The organism is Halomonas sp. ISL-56, from assembly GCF_018612805.1.
Classification (GTDB): Bacteria; Pseudomonadota; Gammaproteobacteria; order Pseudomonadales; family Halomonadaceae; genus Vreelandella.
The window spans coordinates 573,887-599,242 of sequence record NZ_JAGGRO010000011.1 but is presented as its reverse complement, the minus strand read 5'-3'; the positions used below and the strand labels follow the sequence as shown (position 1 = coordinate 599,242).

Annotated in this window: 20 protein-coding genes and 3 tRNA genes; 14 read left to right on the top strand and 9 right to left on the bottom strand. The window is 54.0% G+C overall.

From position 1 onward, the window contains the following. Positions 1-123 precede the first annotated feature (123 nt). From J7J49_RS10680 to J7J49_RS10650, 7 genes are all read left to right on the top strand, one after another. Positions 124-606: a GNAT family N-acetyltransferase gene (locus J7J49_RS10680; protein ID WP_064234031.1), complete on the top strand. Its 483-nt coding sequence runs from the start codon at positions 124-126 to the stop codon at positions 604-606. After that, a complete protein-coding gene (locus tag J7J49_RS10675; protein WP_215092385.1) occupies positions 606-2,945 on the top strand; it encodes an AsmA family protein in 2,340 nt (779 codons plus the stop codon). Before J7J49_RS10680 ends, J7J49_RS10675 begins: the two co-directional genes overlap by 1 nt. A 117-nt stretch (positions 2,946-3,062) precedes the next feature. Continuing rightward, complete coding sequence (mutY, locus tag J7J49_RS10670) at positions 3,063-4,157, top strand: A/G-specific adenine glycosylase (protein ID WP_215092383.1); 1,095 nt, start codon at positions 3,063-3,065, stop codon at positions 4,155-4,157. Positions 4,158-4,215: 58 nt separating this feature from the next. Then, positions 4,216-4,491, top strand: a complete 276-nt coding sequence (locus tag J7J49_RS10665; protein WP_215092381.1) for an oxidative damage protection protein — start codon at positions 4,216-4,218, stop codon at positions 4,489-4,491. Between the two features lie 241 nt (positions 4,492-4,732). Then, positions 4,733-4,808, top strand: a tRNA-Phe gene (locus J7J49_RS10660). Positions 4,809-4,813: 5 nt separating this feature from the next. Continuing rightward, a tRNA-Gln gene (locus J7J49_RS10655) sits at positions 4,814-4,888 on the top strand. 72 nt (positions 4,889-4,960) lie between these two features. Beyond that, positions 4,961-5,036 (top strand) — tRNA-Thr (locus J7J49_RS10650). A gap of 290 nt (positions 5,037-5,326) precedes the next feature. On the opposite strand, the gene J7J49_RS10645 is transcribed toward J7J49_RS10650, so the two are convergent. Continuing rightward, on the bottom strand, positions 5,327-6,304 hold the full coding sequence (locus J7J49_RS10645) for an OmpA family protein (RefSeq protein ID WP_215092379.1): 978 nt from the start codon (positions 6,302-6,304) through the stop codon (positions 5,327-5,329). A 208-nt stretch (positions 6,305-6,512) separates the two neighbouring features. On the opposite strand from J7J49_RS10645, the gene J7J49_RS10640 reads away from it, so the two are divergent. Then, positions 6,513-6,722, top strand: coding sequence for a helix-turn-helix domain-containing protein (locus J7J49_RS10640; RefSeq protein WP_215092377.1), 210 nt, complete (start codon positions 6,513-6,515; stop codon positions 6,720-6,722). 80 nt (positions 6,723-6,802) lie between these two features. Here the strand turns inward: J7J49_RS10640 and J7J49_RS10635 are convergent, their stop codons facing one another. Then, entirely contained in the window at positions 6,803-7,261 is a 459-nt protein-coding gene (locus tag J7J49_RS10635) for an META domain-containing protein (protein ID WP_215092375.1), read from the bottom strand. A 397-nt stretch (positions 7,262-7,658) separates the two neighbouring features. On the opposite strand from J7J49_RS10635, the gene J7J49_RS10630 reads away from it, so the two are divergent. From J7J49_RS10630 to J7J49_RS10615, 4 genes are all read left to right on the top strand, one after another. After that, positions 7,659-8,483 carry a manganese catalase family protein gene (locus J7J49_RS10630; RefSeq protein WP_215092373.1) on the top strand — a complete coding sequence of 275 codons (825 nt, stop codon included), beginning with the start codon at positions 7,659-7,661 and terminating at the stop codon, positions 8,481-8,483. A gap of 463 nt (positions 8,484-8,946) precedes the next feature. Next, the gene (locus J7J49_RS10625) at positions 8,947-9,756 is read left to right on the top strand and encodes a Crp/Fnr family transcriptional regulator (RefSeq protein WP_215092371.1); all 810 of its coding nucleotides are present in this window, start codon (positions 8,947-8,949) and stop codon (positions 9,754-9,756) included. 274 nt (positions 9,757-10,030) lie between these two features. After that, positions 10,031-11,029 carry an ectoine hydroxylase gene (thpD, locus tag J7J49_RS10620; RefSeq protein ID WP_215092369.1) on the top strand — a complete coding sequence of 333 codons (999 nt, stop codon included), beginning with the start codon at positions 10,031-10,033 and terminating at the stop codon, positions 11,027-11,029. A 118-nt stretch (positions 11,030-11,147) separates the two neighbouring features. Continuing rightward, positions 11,148-11,813: a fumarylacetoacetate hydrolase family protein gene (locus J7J49_RS10615; protein WP_064234094.1), complete on the top strand. Its 666-nt coding sequence runs from the start codon at positions 11,148-11,150 to the stop codon at positions 11,811-11,813. Positions 11,814-11,963: 150 nt separating this feature from the next. Here the strand turns inward: J7J49_RS10615 and speA are convergent, their stop codons facing one another. Together speA and J7J49_RS10605 are read right to left on the bottom strand one after the other, a co-directional pair. Then, positions 11,964-13,880 carry a biosynthetic arginine decarboxylase gene (speA, locus tag J7J49_RS10610; protein WP_215092367.1) on the bottom strand — a complete coding sequence of 639 codons (1,917 nt, stop codon included), beginning with the start codon at positions 13,878-13,880 and terminating at the stop codon, positions 11,964-11,966. Beyond that, entirely contained in the window at positions 13,877-14,836 is a 960-nt protein-coding gene (locus J7J49_RS10605) for a homoserine kinase (protein WP_064234433.1), read from the bottom strand. Before J7J49_RS10605 ends, speA begins: the two co-directional genes overlap by 4 nt. Before the next feature lie 167 nt (positions 14,837-15,003). Between J7J49_RS10605 and polA the strand changes: the two genes are divergently transcribed. Further along, positions 15,004-17,793, top strand: coding sequence for a DNA polymerase I (gene polA / locus J7J49_RS10600; RefSeq protein ID WP_215092365.1), 2,790 nt, complete (start codon positions 15,004-15,006; stop codon positions 17,791-17,793). 129 nt (positions 17,794-17,922) lie between these two features. Here polA and J7J49_RS10595 read toward each other — a convergent pair whose 3' ends face one another. Next, positions 17,923-18,951 carry a Fe(3+) ABC transporter substrate-binding protein gene (locus J7J49_RS10595; RefSeq protein ID WP_502793510.1) on the bottom strand — a complete coding sequence of 343 codons (1,029 nt, stop codon included), beginning with the start codon at positions 18,949-18,951 and terminating at the stop codon, positions 17,923-17,925. Between the two features lie 225 nt (positions 18,952-19,176). Here J7J49_RS10595 and J7J49_RS10590 point away from each other — a divergent pair, with 225 nt between their 5' ends. After that, positions 19,177-20,280, top strand: coding sequence for an ABC transporter ATP-binding protein (locus tag J7J49_RS10590; protein WP_215092363.1), 1,104 nt, complete (start codon positions 19,177-19,179; stop codon positions 20,278-20,280). Positions 20,281-20,287: 7 nt separating this feature from the next. On the opposite strand, the gene J7J49_RS10585 is transcribed toward J7J49_RS10590, so the two are convergent. The 4 genes from J7J49_RS10585 to dctP all read right to left on the bottom strand — a co-directional run bounded on the left by J7J49_RS10585 (position 20,288) and on the right by dctP (position 25,176). Then, positions 20,288-21,973, bottom strand: a complete 1,686-nt coding sequence (locus J7J49_RS10585) for an ABC transporter permease (protein ID WP_215092361.1) — start codon at positions 21,971-21,973, stop codon at positions 20,288-20,290. A 200-nt stretch (positions 21,974-22,173) separates the two neighbouring features. Continuing rightward, a complete protein-coding gene (locus tag J7J49_RS10580) occupies positions 22,174-23,511 on the bottom strand; it encodes a TRAP transporter large permease (protein ID WP_215092360.1) in 1,338 nt (445 codons plus the stop codon). After that, positions 23,508-24,011, bottom strand: coding sequence for a TRAP transporter small permease subunit (locus J7J49_RS10575; protein ID WP_064234100.1), 504 nt, complete (start codon positions 24,009-24,011; stop codon positions 23,508-23,510). Before J7J49_RS10575 ends, J7J49_RS10580 begins: the two co-directional genes overlap by 4 nt. 61 nt (positions 24,012-24,072) lie before the next feature. Then, complete coding sequence (gene dctP / locus J7J49_RS10570; protein WP_035585590.1) at positions 24,073-25,176, bottom strand: TRAP transporter substrate-binding protein DctP; 1,104 nt, start codon at positions 25,174-25,176, stop codon at positions 24,073-24,075. Positions 25,177-25,356: the final 180 nt, after the last annotated feature.

Genomic DNA, 25,356 nt, shown 5'->3' with positions numbered 1-25,356 from the left:
GCCTAGGGCGAAGCGACCATTATAGTGAATCGGCGCCTTCATCCGCTACAATGCGCGAAATGTAGCCGCAATCAATTGCGGCAGAAATAGCAGCCAGGCTGCTTTGGCGAAGAGGATTTCACCATGCCGGTGACACTGCACCATGTCGACCAGGCCCGTTGGGAGACCGATGAGCAGATCCGCCTTGATCTGATGCGCATCTATCAGGATGCGCCCCAAGAGCGCATGCCCACTCCAACGGTTGAGCCATTTATTGAACAACATTTTGCAGGCCAGCACTTTTTTGCCTGCGCGCTTTTCAATGATCGGCTGCTGGGAGCCGTTGCCGTTCAAGAGGGCGAAGACCGAGCGTGGTGGCTTTCTGAGCTCTGCGTACGCAAAACCACTCGCCGCCGTGGCGTCGGTTCGCGCTTAATGGCCCTGCTCGGCGAGCAAGCCAAGCAGGAAGGCCGCGTGCTGCGCATTGAAACGTCTACCTTACCACTGGCTGACCGTGTGCTGCTCTCTAAGCTAGGCTATCGGCCAATGGCCAATCCAGAAACTCCGGCGGCGGGAGTGCCCGCCACCAGCGATTTTGTTGAGCTAGACCCACAAGGGAAAGGGTAATGAAACAGCTATTACGTATTGTACTGGCAGCCGTCGGTATTCTTGCCATCGTCGCGGTCGCCGCCGTGGTCTATGTGACCACCTTTCTGGATCCAGAAGACTTTAAGCCCCGCTTAACCGCCGTTGTTGAGGAACAAACCGGGCTCAACTTGGCGCTGGAAGGCCCCATTACCTGGTCATTCTACCCGCGAATCGGCGTTAGCGTAGAGAAAGCCCGCGCCTGGTTACCCGAGCAGGCTGAAGATAGCGCGGCTTTTGCGGCGATTGACCGCGCGGAAGTGAGCGTGGCATTCGGCCCGTTGCTGCGCGGGGAAATTGCCGTTGACGGCCTTACGCTAGACGGTATGCGCCTTAATCTGGAGCGCGATGAGCAAGGCGAAGGTAACTGGGAGCCCTTGTTGGAGCGCTTATCCGAACATAATGAGGGCGCGGCTGAAACGGTGCTGGCACCCGCCAGTGCAGGCCCCAATGCAGACGCCGGTAGCCTGGCGGTGGTGTTAAGCATCGCCAGTGTCGAAGTGAAAAACGCTGATATTCGCTTCCGCGATGCGCAAACCCAAGCGCTGTGGCGCATGCAGCAACTGAATATCTCGGGTAGCAACGTTAACCCACTGCGCGCCTTCCCATTGAAGGCCATGTTTACCCTGACCAAGCATAATCGGCTTGATGCCGAAGTGCTGGAACGCACCCCTGACCTTACCAGCGAGATTAATCTCGAAACGCGCGTGCGGCTTGGCTTGGCGGATAAGCTTTTCGCCCTGGAAAATATGGCGCTGACCACCCGCACGACTAAAGGCGCACAGGGTGAACCTCAGCAGCTTAGTTTGAAAGCCGCCGAACTCGTCGCCCGTATGGGCGAGCAGCAACTGACTATTAAAGAGGGGCTGCTTGAAACGGGCCTGCGTAATGCGGAAAACTGGCAGGGCAGCCTGGCGCTGGCTCTCGCCTTTGGCCTGGAGAGCGATTGGCAAGCACAAACGGCCCAGTTGAAAGAGCTGCAGCTCACCGGGCCTGATGGACTAAGGGTCAGTGGGCACCTTAACATTGAGCAGTTGCGCGATGCGCCGCGCTACCGTGGCCAGCTAACCGCTGCCCCGTTTACACTGCGACCCTGGCTTGCCCGTGCAGGCGTGACGCTCACTACCGCGGGCGAGTTGGCGCTCAGCGATGTGGCCATGACCAGCCCTATTGAAGGCGATGGCGAACAGTTCTCCCTGCCTAGCCTTTCATTGGTGGTCGACGACAGTACCTTTACCGGTGAGCTATCAGCCGCGCTGGATGGCTCACGTTTGGCGTTCGATTTAGCCGGTGACCAATTAGATCTTGATCACTACCTTCCCGGTGAGGCGACAGCCAAACAGGCTAGCCGGGGCTTTTTGCGTAATGCCTTCGCCCAGGAAAGCAACACAATCGTGCCACAATCGTTTCTCAGCGGGCTGGCGCTAGAGGGCGATTTGAGTGTTGATACGCTTATGTTTGCGGGGCTTACCTTCAATAACCCAAGCTTGCAGCTGCGTGGCGACGATGGCATTCACCGGCTAACGGCGTTTGAATCACGCTTCTACGAAGGTGAACTCAGCGCTACCGGCCAGCTTGATGCCACGGACTCGATTCTTGAGTGGGCGCTCTCGCCGACCATTAACAATGTTCAGGTTGCGCCACTGATTGAAGCCATTAGTAAAAAGGAAGAGGCGTCACCGCTGCGCGGCCGCTTTAATTTAGCTGGGGATGTCACCAGTCAGGGTAATACCCGCGGAGCACTCATTGGCAACCTCAATGGGGAGCTTAATGCGCGCTTAAACGATGGCGCTATTTTAAATACCAACATTTCCAAGCAAATGTGCGAGCTGGTGGCTCAGCTAGAGGGGCAGGGCACCTTGCGGGATTGGCACACCGATACACGCTTTGAGCGTTTTGATGCGACCTTCCAAATTAGCAACGGGTTAGTGGAAAGTGACGATCTGCTGATCACCCTGCCTGGCATCGATGTGCGCGGGGAAGGCGAGCTCAATCTCGCCAACTTGAATTTCGATACCCGTGCTAATGCCCGCTTGGTAGACACCGCCGACGCGGCCTGTGAGGTTAATCCGCGTTTGGAGCAACTGCCGTTACCCGTGCGCTGTGAAGGTAATTTCGGCGATGAGCGTACCGAGTGGTGCCGCTTTGACCGTGAGATGTTCCAAACCGCCGTGGTTGACCTGCTGCGTAACGAAGCCGGGGATCGGGTGGATGAAGAGCTGGAAGAGCGCTTGGGTGACTCGTTAGACAAACTAGATGAACGCCTTGGTGAAGGTGCTGCTCAAGAACTCCGCGACGGCCTGCGTAGTCTGTTTAACTGAGTATCTCGACATTCTGATCTAAACCAGTCAGTGCAGCGCCGGCCTAAACGCCGGCGCTTTTGTATAGCGACTATTTAACAACCTTACATTAGAAAGCTTGCTGTTTAAGGAACGCACATGACAGATATGCCCACGCCGCGGTTGGCGGCAAGCGAATTCCAGCAGCGTCTACTGGCCTGGTTTGATTGCTATGGTCGCCACGATTTGCCGTGGCAGTCGCCGCGCAGCGCCTACCGGGTGTGGGTGTCGGAAATCATGCTGCAGCAAACCCAAGTGACTACTGTCATTGCCTACTTTGAGCGTTTTATGGTGCGCTTTCCTACCCTGGAAAGCCTCGCCAAGGCGCCGCAGGATGAGGTGCTGCACCTCTGGACAGGCCTTGGTTACTACGCCCGCGCGCGCAACTTACATAAAGCTGCTCAGGTTGCGTTGGCGGAGCACGATGGTGAACTGCCAACGGAGAGTATCGACGCTTTAGTGGCGCTGCCCGGCATTGGCCGCTCCACCGCTGGCGCTATTATTGCGCAAAGCACTGGGCAGCGGGCAGCTATTCTAGACGGCAATGTGAAGCGTACGCTCACTCGCCTGCATGCGCTGTCAGGTTGGCCGGGCAAGCCTGCGGTGGAACGAAAGCTGTGGGCGCTGGCGGAGTACTACACTCCCACAGAGCGGCTGGCTGATTACACCCAGGCGATGATGGATTTTGGTGCCACGCTATGTAAACGCAGCACGCCCGACTGCTTGAGCTGCCCGTTTGACGATGTCTGCTTGGCCTACGCCGAAGGTGCCCCAAAGCGCTACCCAGAATCCAAACCGAAAAAGGCGCTGCCTACGCGGCAAACGATTATGCTGATGCTGCGTGACCCAGAAGGCCGGGTATGGCTGGAACAGCGCCCGCCTAGCGGCCTATGGGGCGGGTTATGGAGCTTGCCGCAGTTTGAGACGCACAGTGAACTCAACGACTGGCTTGAAACCAACGCCGTCAACCCAAAGCGGGAGACTACATCGCCCAGTTTCTACCATACCTTTAGCCATTTTCGCTTACAGATTACCCCGCAGCCGGTCAGCTGCGATAGGCTGGGCGGTGTTCGCGAAAGCGGCGTATGGTACGACGTTAATCATCCGCCCGCGCTGGGCCTTGCAGCCCCGGTTAAAGCGCTGCTCAGCCAGCTAACACCCTTTAGCCTCAATCCAACACCGGGCCACGCGTAAGCGTTTTAAGCTGGTTGGATGAGATCACGGAATTAAATTGCAGAACCAGGAGCACGTTATGAGCAATACCGTTTTTTGCCGCAAGTACCAAAAAGAGCTAGAGGCGCTGCCTTTCCCGCCCTTGCCGGGCAAGCAGGGCCAGGAAATCCAGGCCACCGTTTCAAAGCCCGCCTGGGAGGCCTGGCAGGCACTACAGACCCGCCTGATCAATGAGAAGCACCTTAATATGCTCGACCCTGAAGCCCGTGCCTACCTTATGGAGCAGATGCAGCGTTTCCTGGATAACCAGGAGACCGATCAAGCCGAAGGCTATGTACCGCCCTCGCAGGCATGAATAGCAGGGCATGAAGAGGGCGGTTGCTCGTTCTTCGGATAGGGTGGCTTGTTCGAGTAACTAGCTTGTCATCAGTGGCTCTAGGTATAGGTGTTAGGTATAGGTTTTAGGTACAGGTGTATAGAAGCCCGAGCCATAGCTGGCGCAGGTAAAAAGCCCCTAAGCATCGGTATCGCAAGAAAGTTTCACAAAGGTGTTGACGAAAAGCGGAGATTTTAGTTTAATACGCACCGTTGGCAGCGGCCAGATAGCTCAGTTGGTAGAGCAGGGGATTGAAAATCCCCGTGTCGGCGGTTCGATTCCGTCTCTGGCCACCAAACGTTGGGGTATCGCCAAGTGGTAAGGCACCGCTTTTTGGTAGCGGCATTCCCAGGTTCGAATCCTGGTACCCCAGCCATTGCCAACAAGATTTCTTGTTGATTGTGAAGCCTAGCAGCAAAGCAATCATTTTCTCAAGGAAACGTGAAGCGCCGACATAGCTCAGTTGGTAGAGCAACTGACTTGTAATCAGTAGGTCCCGGGTTCGACTCCTGGTGTCGGCACCACTGAAGAGTGGTTAAAAGCAAAGCGTTAGAGAATTAGATTAAACCGTCCTTAGGGGCGGTTTTTTCGTGTGTGTCTATAAAATGTGGCACAGTTTTCAAAAGAGCAGAAAAGCATAAGCCGATGCCATCTATGCCATGATTTCTGGCTGTGTGAAGTCCCCATAAAGACCCAACGCCAGGGATGAGTGCCACATCGTAACGCACTGAAAAAGGGCGCTAATTATTAGCGCCCCATAACCAGTGATTTACTTCGCGCTACCACGGTAGGTTATTCAGTGTGTCAACCAGATTTAGTTTGGCAATTCCACAAGCTCGACCCGGCGGTTAAGACTGCGTCCTTCTTCGCTATGGTTGCTGGCCAGAGGTGCCATCATCCCTGCACCTGACGCTCTCAGTCGGTCAGCCTGTATGTCATGCTGACGCTCAAGATAAGCGTTCACCGCTTGAGCACGGTCAGCAGATAGGCGCAGGTTGTACTCAAAGCTGCCGTCACTGTCTGTATGACCTACAACAAGCAAACGTAACCCCGTTTCAGCTTGCAGTAACCGTGCGACCTCTGCCAGTGCTTCGCTGGATTCGGGGAGTATCTCTGCGCTGTCAAAGGCAAAGTGGATCTGCTGCAAGGCCACCCGCCCTTGGCTATCCAGTTCGGTGGCCAACCGATCTGCTTTTAACGGCTCATGCGCCATCTCACTGTCCATTTCGGTAGTGGTGACTACATCCAACAGCACGACAGGGGTATCGCTACGAGCTGGCATAAAAATCACCACTGCGGCTAACACGTTTCTATCTGCTGAGCGCACAGCAAGATATGCCACATCGGAAGCGTGGCTCATGGGTAGTCTCATCTGAGGCTTAAACCCCATCCTTTCAACAGCGCTGTATCTGCCCATAAAGCGTGTGCCACGGCGGTTATCCAGCGCATTATCCGCACTGCGCCCACTGAACAGTACCTCGAAACCTGCGCGCTCCAACGACTGCTGATAGCTGCGCATGATTCTGAGAGTAGAGGTTGTTGACTCATCGAAGAAGTAGACAATACGCAGATGTTCGCCTTCGAGTGTTTCAGTACTGTCATAACCTTGGCGATACACAAAAGGGCCGGTGGGCACCGTTACTTGCTCAAAGTCACTTCGTGAAAACCAGCCAATATAAGACCCAGCCACGCGCTCGATCAAAGGGTGATCTCCCGATCCCTCGACATCCTCATTGGCTGAAGAAAGATAAGGCAATGCCAGTAAGAGCAGTAGTACGACTATTTTTTTCATGAGATATATTCATTTAAGTTTGGATTTGAAAGTATAAACACTGCTCGCTGGCTAAGCTAGATAGGAAATTTATATCCTCGGCGGTCTCCAACTCTATGTGTTTGTTTTTATACATTCATGCTAGCTACGCCCATTGTGGCGCAGCCGTTTCTAAAGTCCGATATTGCTTAATTTTCCTATGTCGATGGGAAGAGGTAATTGCATCGATATGCTTGATCTCAATGAGATTGCTCTGTTTGTGCCAGTAGTACGTAACGGTAGCTTCACCGAGACCGCACGCCGGTTAGGCACACCTTCCAATACGTTAAGCCATCGACTTCAAAAGCTTGAAAATCAGCTTGGTACGCGGCTACTTCAGCGGCCTACTCGCAAGCTGACACTCTTAACACTGGCCAAACATTTCACGAGCAGTGCGTAGGATCAGTCGATGGACTTATGATCCCCTGAATACTTGCTTTGATAATTTAAATATTAGTGGCTCGTTGCGTGAGCCGATTACTAATAAAGATACACCGCCTCGAAGGTCGCCAGTGGTTTGCTATTGGCATCTGACAGCACAAGCATCGCGCCATCCACGTGCCATGCTGTTACCTGCTTGAGTGAGGCAAGAAAATCGCTCTCGGTTTTCATTTGGGTCGTTGGGCAGGCCATTTTAGTGCTGGCGATTTGACTAAACTCAATGTGCTCGTTTTCCAACAGGTAGCTGCCCATCAGGGTATTACAGCCCGTAGCGCCGGCTAAGCGTGAAGCATCTTGATGAAGAACCAGGTGAGCTTCACGAACATTCTCATGAGTGACGACCGGCGCACCATTCAGTCTCGTCAGCTTCCAATAGGTATTGACCAACGGTTCATCTAGGGTCGCGGAAGCGCTTTGGGCTTTTGTCGCGTCCACGGTGCAGCCGACGAATATTAATAGAGTGCCGATAAATCCACATATCGCTAGCAGTCGCTTCAAATTGCAATTCCTTATGAGGTTAAAGAATGATAATAGCATTAAATAATATGAATATTAAAATCAAAAAAATGATGATATTTTTAAGCCTGAAATTTTAGTTTTTCTGAGGATTTAATGAGTATGGTGATGTTGTTGTAGTTTTTACGGTAAGTTATCTTGGTGATTTAAAATTAAGCTGGCATGATTTATTTTAATGTAAGTTAAATCTTTTGTTTTGTGCTGCTTGCGGCTTGATAGGCAAGGCATGTCAGCTATGCTCATTAGTGTTCGATCTATATGGTGAATTATCTAAGAGGGATGAGGTTTGTGGTTTTAAATTACTAATAAACCTAAAGATCACCTATGACATTACTGCCAGTGGAAGGATTCTCTGGTAGCTCATTAAGGAGAATTTAAAATGTTTCATCATTCCGCAAAACTTCAGTACCCGGTAAAAGTCGATAAGCCTAATCCCCAGTTCGCCATGCTGCTACAGCAGGCAATTGGTGGTATAGAAGGTGAAATTCGCGTTGCGATGCAGTATTTCTTCCAAGCGATGGGCGCCCGAGGCGATGACCGTATCCGCGATATGCTGATGTCGACGGCAACGGAAGAGCTATCGCATATTGAGATGCTTGGTCATGCCGTCGCGCTTAACCTTGAAGGAGCGCCCCTCTCTTACCAAGAAGAGACCGCCAAAGATCCGGTTATGAATGCCATTCTCGGCGGTGCCAACCCACGGCACCTATTATCCTCAGGTCTTTCGGCGATGCCGGTAAATGCGAATGGTGTTCCATTTGATATGAGCCATGTCTATGCCACCGGTAATATTGGTGCCGATATGCTAGCAAACGTGGCTGCGGAAGCTGGGGGCAGGGTGCTTGCATCACGCCTATATAACTGGACTGATGATAATGGCATGAAGGATTTCTTATCGTTCCTGATCGCACGAGATACCTACCATCAACAGCAATGGCTGGCCGTCATAGAAGAGTTGGGTGGCATGCAAGCGCAGCTTCCCATTCCGAACTCGACCCCAGAAGACCATGAGGCGATGCAGCACTCTTACTATTACTTGAATACCCTACTTGATAAAGAAGCGCCGAAAGGCCGCTGGGCAGAAGGCCCTTCTCTTGACGGAAAGAGCAATTATTCAGTAATGGATCAGCCTGCACCTGAAGGCCAGGAAGCGACGTTGGGTAAAGCTCCGCCAAACTCTGGCGCTCAGAACGAGCAGATGTAGATGATTATTAAGGTTGAATCGGTTATGAAATAACTGGCTGTCTCGTAAACGTTATAACGTTTTTCAAAAGAGAAAACGTGCTAGATTGACCTGATGGTTTTAATTTTAATATTTTAAACTGTCTCACATAGTGAATGTTTAGCCTTGGCTTGTTGCCCGGGCTTTTTTGTCGCAGTTTTTATTCTTTTATTCCTTTATTCCTTTATTCCTTTATTCCTTTATTCCTTTATTAATTAATTATGTTGTCGCTTTTTGGCTGAGTGGGAAGTGGCGGATTTCGATAATCTATATATTTAGTGTTAAGTGAATTCGCAGCCCATTTTTTAATGCATGAATAAATTGACCTTGTAGTATTTCTAATTGTTGTCTATATTATTTAGTCATCAATCGAATGGATAATGTTTCCCATTATACATTATGTGATTGAGTGTATGCCTTTTGTCTAACTACAAGGAATGTAGAAATGACAGATTATATAATTGATATTCAAAACGAAACTTCGAATATAAAAGATCACTGTGCTCAAGTGTCTGAAGTGATAGTCAATTTGTCTCAGCTTACAAGTTTGGGTGATGTTTTGAATCGTTATTGTAAAATTGAAGCTGAAGCTTTGGATCGTTTGTCGAGTATTAGGTTCGATAACGTAGATTTAAAGAAAAATCAAAAAATACACTCTTTGTATCAAGAAAGGGCGGACGTTTTTGTAGTGAAGAAGGGATGGGTAAGCTCAAGTCGTTCCGTTAAAGACCGAAGTGAAGATATATGTAATGTATATATGCCTGGTGATATTGTAGGTATCCGAGAGAGTTTTTTCGACAATCATAATATGACAGTATTGGCATTGCAGAATTGTCAGTTAGATAGGGTGTCAACTGATAGGTTGCATGAATTATTTGAAAGTTATGTGGATGTAAAAAGAGCGGTAATTTCTTATATAATGGTTAATGATAATATTGCCATCGAAAGATTGAGAAGTTGTACCCATCATAAAGCTGAAAAACGGGTGGCGCATTTTCTTCTTGAGGTATATGCAAGGCATAATTTTAAAGAAATAATGGATTCAAATGCAATCTCTCTGCCAATCAAACAAGAGGTGGTGGGTGAGTTGTTGGGTATTACTAGCGTGCATGTCAGCCGTTGTATGACTGCGTTAGAGCAAAAGAAAATGATTCGAAAAACTAGAGGCTCAATTAGTTTGTTACAACCTGATCTGTTGGCTGAATATGCCGACTTTGACGAAGATTCAATCTATGGTCATTTAAAACAGGTATGAGCTATTTTTTAAGAAAACTGATTTTTAGCTGGTAAATTGAACAACTAATACGTTGGTTAGATCATGGGTCAATTAAAGTTATGTAAGTTACCGTTCAATTTTTTTCACGTAACCTACGTTATCAAATGGCTAATCACGCCTTGCGGGGAAATTTTAGTGGTCTAGGATACTCCCTGCACGTTGTTTTAACCGTGCCCTACTTTTTATACGTACGTGATTATTTGTACGTACAATATGTTCGATCTGAAACCTAATCATACAAGGAGTGGATTAGATGACAGTCAAAAGCACACCGCTAAATGCGGTAACTGCCCATAAGCAATATAGCGAAATGGCCGATACGCCTAACGCTCACGTTACTCCGGCTCAGCGTACACAGGTACAGGATGCCTACCCGTCGCGCTTGGCCACTACCCCGGTAAACACTTGGTTGTCGCGCCAAGATGCGGTCATCAAGGGGCGCCAGCTTTCTGGCCCGTTAAGTCAGGCGCAGCTTGATGAGTTTGAGCGTAAAGGGTTTTTGTTTATTCCCAATCTCATTGAAGGCGCAGAGCTTGATGAGTTGCGTCAGGAAATGAAGGCGCTGATGAGCAACGATGAGTATCTCAATAAAGACTTCAGTGTGACTGAACCAAAGAGTCAGGAAATTCGTTCGCTATTTGCAGTGCACTTCCTCTCTGAGCGGCTGGGAAAACTGGCCAGCGATGAGCGTGTCGCGGGCGCTGCTCGTCAAATCATTGGCGGCGATTCTTATGTGCATCAATCGCGGATAAACTACAAGCCTGGGTTTGCCGGTAAGGGCTTTAACTGGCACTCCGATTTTGAAACCTGGCACGCAGAGGACGGCATGCCTGCGATGCATGCCGTCAGCGCATCGCTGATCTTAACCGACAACCACGAGTTCAACGGCCCGTTGATGTTGATTCCTGGCTCGCACAAAAAATTCGTGCCATGCCTAGGTGAAACGCCGGAGGATAACCATAAAAGCTCGTTGAAAGAGCAGGAAGTGGGCGTGCCCAGCCCAGAGGCGCTGGCCGAGCTAGTGGCCGAACACGGTATTGAAGCACCCAAAGGTAAGGCAGGCGGCTTGTTACTGTTCGATTGCAATACCCTGCATGCTTCGAACGCTAACCTTTCACCCGACCCACGAAGCAACGTGTTCTTTGTATTTAACCGTCAGGATAATCGTTGCCAAGCGCCTTATGCGGCGGCTCAACAACGCCCAGACTTCTTGGCTCATAGCCCTGATCAAGCGGTGCAACAATATCGCTAACCCGCAGTGGGGAAACAAATTCATGGCCGAAGGGTGTGGAACCTTCGTCTAGGTGGGGTAAACTGTTGCGCCTGTCGTTGCGAATGCGGCACGCATAATGAGAAGGAGAATACCCGCCATGCGTTTTGTTCCACAGTTTACCGATGGCCAGGAGTTTCCCCACCCGTTGGGCAAGGTTGTCTGCATCGGCCGTAACTATGCCGACCATGCGAAAGAGCTGGATAATCCGGTTCCCACTGAGCCGCTGCTGTTCATTAAGCCGTCGACCAGCGTTGTGGATCTAACCAAACCGTTGGATCCGCCGTTTTCACGCGGCGACGTACATTATGAAGTTGAGCTTGCGCTGTTAGTGGGTGAAACCTTAACCCATGCCACCCTGGATGAAGCCGAGCGCGCGATTGTCGGTATCGGGTTGGCGATGGATTTAACCCTGCGTGATGTACAGACGAAGCTAAAAGAGAAGGGGCACCCTTGGGAAATCGCCAAAGCCTTTGATGGCGCTTGCCCGCTTTCGTCGTTTCTGCCCTTAAGCCGAGTGCCCAACTGGAACGCGCTGGCTTTTACCCTTGAGATTGATGGGGAAGAGCGTCAGCACGGCGAAGGTTCCGATATGATCTTTGCTGTCCCCACGCTGGTGGCTGAAATGAGCCGCCACTTCACCCTGGAGCCGGGCGATGTAATCTTAACCGGCACGCCTTCTGGCGTTGGGGAACTGGTTCGCGGTTCATCGTTGCGCCTAACCTTGACCGGTGGTTTGGAAGTTGAAACCAGCGTCGTCGAGTAACTAAATAGTTGACCCACAAACAGTGAAGCAGATAGCCCGCCACAAGCATTCGCTATCGTTATTAATAGAAACGCCACCCGTTAACCACAGGTGGCGTTTCTTTTTGGGCTGTTTAAGCCAAGCTGTTCAAGATCGCTTATTCAAGATGGCTTATTCAAGATAGGTATAGCCTTCCAGCCCTTCGCTTAAGCTGGCCGCAAAGCGGGCCTGCTCGTCGGCAGAGAAGCCGCTTGCGGCTAGCTGGTCGGTGAGTTTCTGCTTGAGCACGTTGGCATTGAAGTTGACGTAGGCCAGCACCTGGGCCACCGAGTCCCCGGCCAGGGGATTGGAGAGCGTCCACTCGCCGTCTGCATTGAGCGCAGCGTCAACGGAGTCGGTGTCGCCGAACAGGTTATGCAAATCGCCAAGGATCTCCTGATAGGCGCCCACCAGGAAGAAGCCTAACCAGCGCTCGTCGTCTGATGGCCATTCAGGCAGCGGCAGGGTGCTCTCGACCCCCTGGCCGTCGACGTAGCTGTCGATGCGGCCGTCGGAATCGCAGGTGATATCCTGAATCACCGCCCGTCGGGTGGGGGCCTGATCAAGCCCGCTCAACGGCAGCACCGGGAATATCTGCTCGATCCCCCAAACGTCAGGGACAGACTGGAACAATGAGAAGTTAACGAACAGCTTGTCGGCTAGCTTCTCCGCCAGCTCGTCCATGATTTCACGATGGGCCCGGTTGCGGGTATCAAGCTGGGTACGCAGTCGTGCGCAGGCAGCCATGTACACCCGCTCGCCTTCGGCGCGGGCGGTAATATTACTCAAGCCCATTACAAATCGTTCCTGCAACTCACTTACCGCCTGAAGCAGGTCGTGCCAGGCTTCTACCAGCATGCGTGGTTCTTGAGCGGTAGCGAGTTGCTCGAACACCCGCCACAGAAGCTCCACTTGGGTATCTTCTTGAGAGTGCTGCTCAGGTGGGGTGTCGTCGATACGCTCTTCGCCAATCACGTTGGTGATCAATACCGCGTGGTGGGCGGTCAGCGCACGGCCCGATTCGCTGATCAGATGGGGCTGTGGCAGGTTCGCTTCTTGGCACAGCTGGGCAAAGGCGCTCACTACGTTACGGGCGTATTCACGCATCGAGTAGTTGGCCGAGCAGAAGCTACGCGAACGAGTGCCTTCGTAGTCGATTCCCAAACCGCCGCCGACGTCTACAGTGTCAATCGGTGCACCCAGTTCCATCAGATTTTGATAAAAGCGTGCGCATTCGCGTAGGCCGCGCTGAATATCGCGGATATTGGCGATCTGGGAGCCTAAGTGGAAGTGCACCAGCTGCAGGCTTTCCAGCGCATCCTCGCGACGTAGGGTGTCTACGACCTTTAGAATCTGGCTGGCGGTGAGACCAAACTTGGATTTTTCACCGCCGGTATTCTGCCACTTGCCTTTACCCACCGAGGCTAGGCGGGCACGTAGGCCTATGCGGGGCGTGACCTCCAGCTCTCGGGCTTCTTCTAGGATCAACTGCAGTTCGGAGAGCTTTTCGACCACCAAGTAGACCTTGTGGCCCAGCTTCTCCCCTAGCAACGCCAGACGCACGTATTCGCGGTCTTTATAGCCGTTACACACAATGAGCGAGGAGCCGCTGTCGGAAAGCGCCAGCACAGCCAGTAGTTCTGGCTTGCTGCCCGCTTCGAGCCCCACCCGGCCATTGCCGCGCTCAGCGGTCGCCAGAATTTCTTCGACCACCCGACGCTGCTGGTTGACTTTAATCGGGTAAACCGCAGTGTAGCCGCCCTGATAGTCGCAGTCGCTCATGGCAGCATCAAAAGCACCGCACAGCTGCTCTACCCGGTCATGAAGAATATCGCTAAAGCGCACCAGCACCGGTAGGCGCAGCCCGGCTGCTTGCAGTTGGCGAACCAGGCCGCTAAGCGGCAGCGCCGGGCCTTCCGCATCGCTACCCAGCGGGCGTACCAGGGCCTGACCGTGGTCATCCACGTCGAAGTAGCCGCTACCCCATTGGTCGATATTCCAGGTGCGCCGTGCGCGCAGGGCAGGGCTAGTCGTTGCCATCACACTCATGCAGACACCTCAGGCAGCGGCAGTGCACCGTGGGCAATGCGCGCATTTAAAATAGTACGGAAACGCTCCGGATCGTGGGGCGTCAAGTCGTGAGCTGGCGGGTCAACATAGACCACCAGTAAGCGCGACAGCCAGTAGCGCAGCGCTGTCATGCGCAGCATGGTCGGCCACAGCTCCCGTTCAGCCGCGGTTAATGGGCGGCGCGCTTGATAAGCGCTTAATAACGTATCGTGGCGCTCTAAATTAAGCGTGCCATCCTCGTTAGAGGCCCAGTCGTTGATCACAATCGCCAAATCAAACAGCAGATCGCCGGTGCAGCCATTATAAAAGTCGATAATACCGCCGAGCTGATCCCCCTCGAACAGAGTATTGTCGCGGAACAGGTCACCATGCAGAGCACCCTGGGGCAGCTCACCGTGTTGGCTGAAGGCGCTTTCGAAATCGTCGACTTCGTCCTTCATCAGCGTTTGATCAGCGGGACTTATGTAGCTCAATACCTTGTGGTGCATCACGTGCAGCCAGTTGAGATCCCGCGGATTCGGGCGGTGGCCGGGGAAGCGCTTCGATACCACGTGCATACGACCCAAAGTGTCACCTAAGGCTTGGCATTGGGCTAAATTGGGCGCTTCCGGATGACGGCCAGGCAGGCGCGGGAATAGCAGCGCTGGCTTGCCCTCCAGGCTATGCAGCGCGATACCTTCACGGTCGTGCACCGTACCCGGCACCGGTAAGCGGTGCTCGTCCAAATAGTCGAGCAGTTCAACAAAGAACGGCAGCTCCTCGTGTTCGCCTTGCTCAAAAAGGGTCAGTACAAGTTCACGGCGGTCGGTGGTCACAAAAAATGTCGAATTCTCGGTGCCGTTTGCGACGCCCTGTAGGGAAACGAAACTGCCAACATCAAATTTTTCTAAAAACGCAGCGACCTGTGCGTCGCTAAGCGGGGTAAATACAGCCATGAGAGTCTCGCCCAGGTTGCTAAGCCCGTTATTGTAGCGGCTTGGCCGCTTAGTTGGCAGCGTTGTTGTGTTAACAGAGAGGAGTTTGACTCTGCAGGCGGCCAGCGCAGCGGGTATCATGTGAGCAACTCTTTTTAAACAATCCTATTTAACAATGGAACTTGGTTATGGCTCGCGCTCCAATCGTTCTCGTCGATGGCTCTTCTTATCTTTACCGTGCCTTTCATGCGCTACCGCCGCTCACGACCTCCAATGGTCAGCCGACGGGCGCGGTGAAAGGCGTGTTGAATATGCTCAAACGGCTGATCAAGGATTACCCCGAAAGCCCCATGGCGGTGGTATTCGACGCGCCGGGTAAAACCTTCCGTGATGATATGTACAGCGACTATAAAGCGCATCGCCCGCCCATGCCCGATGATCTGCGCAGTCAGATTGCGCCGCTGCACGCCTGCGTGAAAGCGCTGGGCCTGCCATTACTGTGTATTGAAGGTGTCGAAGCGGACGATGTGATTGGTACTCTGGCCCATCACGCTACCCAGGCGGGGCGCGACGCGGTGATCTCCACCGGCGATAAGGATATGGCGCAGTTGGTCAATGCCCATATCACCCTGGTTAACACCATGAAGGATGAAACCTTGGATGAGGCGGGCGTGGAAGAGAAATTTGGTCTTTCTCCAGCGCTGATTATCGACTTTCTCGCCCTAATGGGTGACAAGGTCGATAACATTCCCGGCGTGCCCGGCGTGGGTGAAAAGACTGCGATTGGTCTGCTGCAAGGCATGGGCGGCGGGCTGGAGACCATCTACGGCGATTTAGAGCGAGTCAAAATGCTCACTTTCCGGGGCGCGAAAACGCTGCCCAAGAAGCTTGAGGAACATCGCGAACAGGCGTTTCTCTCCTATCAGTTGGCGACCATCAAGGTCGACTGCGAACTGCCAGTGGGCTTGGATGACTTGGATATCGCCCACCCGGATCGTGAAGCGCTGGTCACCCTGTATAAAGAGATGGAGTTCCGCCAGTGGCTGGGTGAGTTGCTGGAAGGCAAAGACGAAGGTGTGGATGATGTGAAAGGCGGCGAGCCTGCGCCCGTGAGCGCTGATGAGGCAGAGACCAAGTCCGAAGCGTCGAGCGCTGCTGAAAAAACGTCTGTGCGTGAAGACCACGTTATTCTCGAACAGGCAGACTTTGAGGCTTGGCTTGCGCGGCTACAAAACGCCGAGCGCTTCTGTTTTGATCTGGAAACCACCAGCCTCAACTATATGGATGCAGAAATCGTCGGCGTCGGCTTGTCGCTAGAAGCGGGGGAGGCGGCCTATATTCCGCTGGCCCACGACTATTTGGATGCCCCCCAGCAGCTTGACCGTAAAACAGTCCTCGCCGCGCTAAAGCCGCTGTTGGAAGATCCTAAAAAAACCAAGATTGGCCAGAACCTTAAGTACGATATTTCGGTGCTGGCCAACTATGCAATCTCCGTTGCCGGGCCTTTTGCAGACACTATGCTGGCGTCGTACGTGCTCAACTCCACCGCTACGCGCCATGATATGGATTCGCTGGCGCTGAAGTATCTGGGCGAAAAGACCATCTCCTTTGAAGAGATCGCCGGTAAAGGCGCCAAGCAGCTGACCTTTAACCAAATTGCCTTGGAGCAAGCGGCGCCTTACGCCTGCGAAGATGTTGATATCACGTTAAGGCTGCAAGAAACGCTGCGCCCCCAGGTTGAGAACGAAGGGCGTCTGGCGGAAGTGCTCGATCATATCGAGCTGCCGCTAATCAAAGTGCTCTCGCGCATTGAGCGCAACGGAGTGGCGGTAGATGCTGACCTACTGTACAAACAGAGCCAGCAGTTAGAAAAGCGCATTGGTGAGTTAGAGCGCGAGGCGTTTGAACTCGCCGGGCGGGAGTTTAACCTGGGCTCGCCCAAGCAGTTGGGGCAGATTCTGTTTGAAGAGCAGAAAATCCCAGTGCTCAAGAAAACCCCTAAAGGTGCGCCCTCTACCGCGGAAGGCGTGCTGGAAGAGCTGGCACTGGACTACCCGCTGCCGAAAGTGATTATGCAGCACCGGGGGTTGGCCAAGCTGAAGTCCACCTACACCGACAAGTTGCCGCGGCTGCTCAATAAAGCTACCGGCCGAGTGCATACCAGCTACCACCAGGCGGTCACCGCCACCGGGCGGCTGTCGTCATCAGACCCCAACTTGCAAAACATCCCCATTCGCACCGAAGAGGGGCGCAAAATTCGCCAGGCGTTTATTGCCCGCCCTGGCTATCGCATTGTCGCCGCCGACTACTCGCAGATCGAACTGCGCATTATGGCGCACCTTTCCGAAGATAAAGGCCTGCTGGAAGCCTTTGCCGAAGGGCGGGATATCCACACTGCCACCGCAGCGGAAGTCTTTGGCACCTCCCTTGAGAAGGTCTCTGGCGACCAGCGGCGCAGCGCCAAAGCGATTAACTTCGGCTTGATTTACGGTATGAGCGCCTGGGGGCTGTCGCGCCAACTGCATATCGAACGTAACCAGGCGCAGACTTATATTGACCGCTACTTCGACCGCTACCCTGGCGTGGCCCGCTACATGGAGCGCATTCGCTCCCAGGCGGCGGAAGATGGCTTCGTCGAAACTGTATTAGGTCGGCGCCTCTACCTGCCGGAAATCCAGTCGCAAAACCGCAACCGCCGCCAAGGCGCCGAGCGCACTGCAATCAATGCGCCGATGCAGGGCACCGCGGCGGATATCATCAAGCAGGCGATGATCGACGTGGATGCGTGGCTGGCGGAAGGCGAGTTCGATGCGCTAATGGTCATGCAGGTGCATGATGAGCTGGTGTTTGAAGTCGCCGAGAAACAGGTCGAGGCGTTTATCGAGCAGGTGCAAAAACGCATGCAGGGCGCGGCAAAGCTAAAAGTGCCGCTAATCGTCGAGGCGGAGAGTGGTGCCAATTGGGATGAAGCGCACTAACTCCCTAGTCTAATCATTGTTATAAACGAAAAATTGTTATAAACGAAACCCCCGCAGCCATTGGCTGCGGGGGTGGGCTAACCGCGATGGTTAGTCGAGATGCTTCGTTGCGATGATTTGGACTGAGGCTTAACGCCAGCCGACGCGATCAAAAATGCGGATCGCTTCAGGGTTGTTCTCACCCAGTACGCTGATATTCACGTCATCCGTTTTGAAATTGCCCCAGGATTCCAGCACTGGATCTTTCTTGATGCCTTCGACTACCGGGAACTCGTTGTTGCCGGAGGCAAAGATTTCCTGGGCGGTGTCTGAGGCCAAGTACTCTAGGAAGCGGATGGCGTTGTCGCGGTTGGGCGCACCTTCTACCACACCGGCGCCGCCAACGTTGACGTGGGTGCCGCGGTCATTCTGGTTGGGGAAAATAATACCCACTTTACGCGCCGCTTCACGTTCGGCGTCGTCGTCAGATTTCAGCAGGCGCACATAGTAGTAATGGTTGGCTACGCCGATTTCGCACTCGCCGCTGGCAACGCCGAGAATCTGGTCGGTATCGCCACCTTCCGGATCCCGCGCCATGTTGTTAACCACGCCCTGGGCCCACTCTTCGGCACCCTCTTCGCCGTGATGCTCAATCATTGAGGCCAGCAGTGACTGGTTGTAAATGTTGTTGGAAGAGCGAATGCACACTTTGCCTTCAAACTGCGGGTCGGCCAGGCCTTCGTAGCTTTCGATCTGGCTTGGGTCGAAGTTTTCGCGGTTGTAGTAAATCGCCCGGGCGCGCTGACTAAAGCCAAACCACAGGCCGTCAGGGTGGCGCATGGCTTCGGGCAAGCGTTCATTGAGAACGTCTGACTCGATGCTTTGGAAGATACCTTCATCTTCCGCGCGCCAGAGACGGCCTGCGTCGACGGTCATCATGACATCAGCCGGGCTCGCCACGCCTTCGCGCTGAATACGCTCAATCAGTTGGTCGGAGTCGCCTTCAAGCAGGTTGACTTTGATACCGGTCTCTTCAGTGAACGCGTTGTAGAGGGGCTCGTCAGAGTCGTAATGGCGAGCAGAATAAAGGTTAAGCTCGTTTGCTAGAGCGCTGCTAGCAACGGCGGAACCCGCCAAAATGGCGGCGACTGATAGCGTCAGGCGTGCTTTTGTCATCATGAATATCTCCCTTCAGTTTTGATAATAAGTTGCATTATCAGCGGTGAGTATTCAAGCTTTAATCCCCGTTGAGGTCAAGGTGAATGCTAACCAACCGCATTCAACGAAAGGCACTAGACGTGCATCTCATTGCAATAAAAAATACAATGCAAATAACTTTCAAATGTACACAATCCGCGTTTAGTCGTTTGTCGGGCGGTTTGCCCAGCTGCAAAGTGGGGATTTATGACAGCAACCCTGAAGGTCGCCGCGGCGGTGCCTAGTTCATCGGCGTTAACCCTGCATAATGTACGTCATGCCTATGATGGCGATACGGTAGTGAAAGGCGTGGACTTAAGCGTTGCCCCTGGGGAAGTAGTTTGCCTGCTGGGCCCCTCGGGATGTGGGAAGACAACGCTGCTGCGAATCGCGGCGGGTCTTGAAGTGCTGCAAGAGGGCAGCGTTTCCTTGGAAGATATTTATATTGCCGGCCCAGGCCAGCGTCATGTGCCACCGGAGAAGCGCAATGTTGGACTGGCGTTCCAGGACTCGGCACTTTTCCCCCACCTAACCGTATTGGAAAATGTCACCTTTGGGCTTAAACATTTAGCCTCTCGCGAGCGTCGCGAGCGGGCGTCACAGCTGCTTGATCAGTTGGGTATGGCCGCCTATGCCGATGTTTACCCGCATATGCTTTCTGGTGGGCAGCAGCAGCGGGTGGCGCTGGCGCGGGCGCTGGCGCCATCGCCGCGTTTAATGCTGTTGGATGAGCCGTTCTCAAGCCTGGATGCGCGTCTACGCGACCGCATTCGCGACGATACCCTCCACGTGCTGAAAAAGGTCGGCGCGGCGACGCTGCTGGTGACCCACGACCCTGAAGAAGCCATGTTTATGGCCGATCGCATCGCGTTGATGCGGGATGGACGAATCGTGCAGACCGGAACGCCCCGCGAGCTTTACTGCGCGCCTCAAGATCCTTTTGTAGTAACCTTTTTTGGCGACGTCAATGAGCTACAGGGCAAGGTACAGAATGGCGCTGTGAATACGCCAGTGGGGCGGGTGCCTGCCCCCTGGTTAGCCGAGGGCAGCGACGCGCAAATCATGATCCGCCCCGAGGCGCTGCGCATTGTTGAGCGCGACTTGCCTGCTGATGCCCATCGCCATAGCCATGTGGTAATGGCGAAACTTCTTGGGCGCACCAGCCTGCTGCACCTGTGTGCCCATGGCGAAAACGGCCTTGAGGCCCACCTGCACGCTCGCGTACCCGGGGTGTTTCTACCCGCAGAAGGCCAGCCGGTGGATATTCACCTCGACCTTTCCCAAGTATTTGTTTTCCCGCTCACGGCGTAATGCTTCATCAGGACTGAGCGCCGGGGCGTGAACGGCGCATGGCCATGCTAAGCAGAATCACCGGCAGGATACCCACCACCACAATGGCCAGCGACGAGGTGGAGGCTTCGGCCAGACGCTCGTCAGAGGCGAGGTTATGCGCTCTCACGGCCAGGGTGTCGAAGTTGAAGGGGCGTAGAATAATCGTCGCGGGCAGCTCCTTCATGACGTCGACGAAGACTAAAATCCCTGCCGCCAGCAGGCTGCTGCGCATCATCGGTGTATGAATATGGCGCAGCGTGCCCCCCGCGGTTTGCCCCAGGGTGCGCGATGCGGCATCCATGCTGGGGGTGACTTTGCCCAGACTGGCCTCAACGGCATTGAACGAAACGGCTAAAAAGCGCACCACGTAGGCGTATAGCAAGATAAACGCTGACCCACTGAAGATCAGACCGATAATGTAGCCATAGTGGTTATTCAGCCAAGTGTTGAGGGCGTTATCCAACCAGGCAAACGGAATCAGAATACCCACCGCAACCACCGAGCCCGGAATCGCGTAGCCCATGGAGGCTACCCGGGAAGCCACCCGCGCAAAGGTCGTATCGTGCATGCGTACGCCGTAGCTCAGCACAACGGCTAAGCCCACGGCGATTAGCGCGGCCACGGTTGCCAGCCCCAGGCTGTTCCAGGCGTAGCCGATAAAGCGCGTGCCCCACAGCGCATCGCCCCCCTGCAGCGCTAAATTGAGCAGAATGCCGCTGGGCAGTAAAAAGCCCACCAACACCGGCACCAGACAGGCCAGCGTTGCCGCCACAGCGCGCCAGCCGTGCAGCGCGTATTCGGGTAACTGCTGATAGCGATTGGTGGTATGGAAATAGCGGCGCTTGCCCCGCGACCAGCGCTCCAGTAGCACTAATACAATCACGAAGGTGAGCAGGCACGCCGCCAACTGCGCCGCCGCTACCTGTTCGCCCATGCCAAACCAGGTGCGGTAGATACCGGTGGTAAAGGTATCCACGCCAAAGAACTGCACGGCGCCGAACTCGTTGAGTGTCTCCATTAATACCAGCGATACACCACCTACTAGCGCCGGGCGCGCCAGCGGCACGGCGACGCTGGCAAACAGTTTCCAGGGGCCGCGCCCTAGCGTACGGCCTACATCCAGTACGCATACAGATTGCTCAAGAAACGAGGCGCGAGCCAGCAGGTAAACGTAGGGGTAGAGCACCAGGGTAATCACCGTTGCGGCGCCGCCGAGGGAGCGAATATTGGGAAAGTAGTAGTCGCCATAGCCCCAGCCAAATGTCTCGCGCAGCAGGGTCTGGAATGGCCCGGCAAACTGCAAAAAGTCAGTGTAGGCGTAGGCGATCACGTAAGTGGGCACCGCCAATGGCAGCAGTAGCGCCCACTCGAAGAGCCGTTTGCCGGGAAAGCGGCACATCACCACTAGCCAAGCCGCCCCGGTACCGATGATCAGCGTGCCAAGTCCTACGCTCACGACCAGCCAGAAGGTATTGTTTAAATAGCGGCCCAGTACGGTGCTGGCCAGGTGTTGCCAAACGCCATCGGTGGGCATCGCGATATGGGCAAAAACCACCAGTACGGGCAGCGCAACCACGAACGCTACCGCAATCAGGGCAATTGACCAGGGGTTAGCGCGACGGCTAAGCGAAGAAGAGAAGGCGAATAGCCCGCGATAGCCGGATCTGAACAAGCGAACACTCCTTGCATTGACGGAAAGCAGTCGTGGAAAGCCGGAAAGTAGCGCAGCACACTGAATGCGAAATAGTGACGGGCGTGAATAGTAGCATTGGCGCTGCTCTGCTGCAGCTTTGCAGGCCCGACAACATTACAAAAAAAGCCCGCCAAGGCGGGCCATAATGGTTGGTCGTTAAGCCTGTGAGGTGTGGCGACCTAGTAACCTCCTAACAGCATGCTAGGCAGGCCCGTAATCAGCCACGGGAAGAAGGCCATCAGCGTACACGCCAGTAGAATCAGCGCGACGAAGGGCACGACCGCTTTGTAGAGGTGGACGATTTCGACCCCAGGCGGTGCGACACCTTTTAAGTAGAACAGTGCGTAGCCAAAGGGCGGCGTCAGGAACGATGTTTGCAGCACTACCGCCACCATTACCACGAACCAAAGCATATCCACGCCCATGGTTTCGACGATGGGCAGCATGATTGGGAAGCTCAGCAAGACAATGCCCGTCCAATCCAGGAACATCCCCAGGATAAACACCAGGAACAGCATCAGGATCAGTGCCCCAATGGTGCCGCCGGGCATGGCCAGTACCAGCTCGCTGATCACGGTCATACCGCCCCCGCGGGAGAACACGCCGGTAAAGGCCGTGGCGCCCACTAGCACGAGCATTACCATCGTGGTGGTTTTGCCCGCTTCGATCATCGTCCAAAAACAGGTGGAGACTTTACGGTCACCGAAAATCAAAAACAGAATAAAGGCGATAAACACGCCGATGGCCGAGGCCTCGGTGGCCGTAGCGACGCCGGTAAATAGCGCGCCCAGCACGCCCAGAATCAACGCCATGGGCGGAAGCACGTACTTCGCCAGCATAATCAGTAGCTGCTTAGTGCTGACTTCTGCGCGCTCTTCTGCCGGTACCTTGGGGCCGTAGCTGGGTTTGATATAGCAGATAATCAACACATAGAGTGCATACATGACCCCGAGCAGCAAACCGGGAATCAGCGCGCCTGCGAACAGTGCGCCTACGGAAACCGGTGAGTAGCTGGCCATAAGGATCAGCATAATGCTGGGCGGAATCAAGATGCCCAAACAGCCGCTGGCCATGATCACGCCTGCGCTAAGCTCTTTGTTGTAGCCATACTTGAGCATGGGTACCAAGGCAATCATGCCCATCACCGCAATCGAGGCGCCAACAATGCCGGTGGTAGCCGCTAGCAGCACCGAAACGATTACCACGGTAAGCGCCAGGCCGCCGCGCAGGTTCGCCAGTAGTAAACGCATGGCGTCAAACATCTTCTCGGTTACGCCGGAGTCGTTCAAGAATCGCGCCATTAGGATAAACAGCGGTATCGCCACCAACACATAGTTGTCCATGGCGTTACCGAAAATATTGTTGATCAGGGTGCCGAGGATGCGCTCGCCGGGGCCAAGAAAGGCACCGATAACCGCTACACCGCCCAGCACAAACGCCAGCGGGTGGCCCATAAACAGCCCGATCATAAGGCCACCAAACATCACCAGCGTGAGTAATTCAGGACTCAGGTTCATGCTGATGTCTCCTCGCGAAGCTGCATGATGGCACGCAGCACAATGGCAATGGCCTGCAGCAAGATCAGAATAGCAGCGACCACAATCACCCCTTTAATTGGGTAGACCGGGATCGAGACCATGCCATAGGTGGTTTCACCGCGGCTCCAGGCGCGTTCAAAGAAGCTCCAGCCCAGGGTGATCAGCATCCAGATAAAGGGGACAAAGAAAATCAGATAGCCGAGTACGTCGAGCACGGCTTGCTTTCTACGCGATAACAAGCGCTTCAGTACGTCGACTTCCACATGGGTGTGATGTTTTAGCCCATAGGCCGCCATCAGCATAAAGTGGGCGCCAAACAGCATTTTGGTGACGTCAAAGGCCCAATCGCTGGGGCGCCCAAATAGAAACCGTGACGCAATGTCGAACAGAACAATCAGGGTAATGATGGCAATCAATGGAGCGATGATGCGCCCGAAGGCTTCATTGATGGCATCGATCGCCTTAGCAATCGCATTCATGGAAGATCTCCGCGGTCAGCACAAAAAACCGCCCCGGAAGCCGAGGCGGCACAGAAGCGCCTTACAGGCAGGCTTCGATCTCTTCCAGTGAGGGCAGATTGTCCATCACGCGGCTCATATTGTAGGGTGCGGAAACATCGCGCCAAGTCGCATAGTGCTCAAGATAGGCAATCATCGATTGGTAGACTTTGGCATGGTCAGGGTCTTCGCAAGCGCCGCGCAGAATAACCTCGTTGGTGACCTCCTGGATGCGTGCCAGATCCTCTTCAGAGAACTGGTTGATCGTCACCCCCGCGTCAATAAATTTCTGGGTGGCTTCGGTAGACTGGCGCTCTGACCAGGCTAATGACCAAGCCATGGTGGCGTCTGCCGCAATACGCAGGGTCTCTTGGGTCTCTTCGGAGAGCGCATCCCAGGCGTCTTTATTGATCATTACGCCAAATACGCTAGCCGACTGGTGCCAGCCGGGGGTTGCCCAGTAGTCGGCCACTTCGGCAAAGCCGGCATTAAAATCAACCCCCGGGGTGGAGAACTCACCGGCATCAATAACGCCGCGCTCAATGGCTTGGTAGACTTCACCACCTGCCAGGGTGACTTGTGAGCCGCCCAGTTCTTCGAGTACGCGGCCCTGGTCGCGGCCTGACAGACGTAGACGCTTGCCATCTAAATCGGCAATGCTCTCAATTGGAGTGCGGCCCATAAAGCCCGACTCATTGTTGGTAATGCCGTAGGGGAGATAAACCATGTTGAACTGGCCATAAATCTCTTCGTACAGTTCGCGGCCGCCCCACTGCTGAATCCAGTTGAGGTAGTCAACGCCATTAAACAGGCTGGTGGTGGTCGCCAGTGGCGAGAAGGCGGGGTTTAAGCCTGCCCAGTAGCCTGGCCAGTCGCCTGCGGCTTCAATGCTGCCCGTTTCAGTGGCGTCAAATACTTCGGTGCCGGGCATTAGCGTTCCGCCTGCGCGGAAATTGATCTGCAGCTCTTCACCCGCCAGTTTGTTGACTAGTTCCACCCAGTGCTGGTCAATCTTGATTAGATCAAGGTTTTCCGGCCAGGTGGTGGTCATTGTCCACTCTTCTTGTGCTTGGGCGGTGGTCGTTAACGTAGCGAAGGCAATACCAGCAGCGAGGCCGGTGAGGGCGAATTTGGTCATTTTTTTCATGATGTATTTCCTGGTTTGGCGTGTGGCGTTATTAGTGTTGGTTACCTGAATGCAGGAAAGTGCAGCACTGTTGAGTTACGTTTACGTAAACAAGCGTTGTTAGCGCTGCAGAGCTAAATTAGCACAACAACCCCGCTGCGGTGCAATATCAGTAATGTAAGCAGTGTTATCTATCGATTC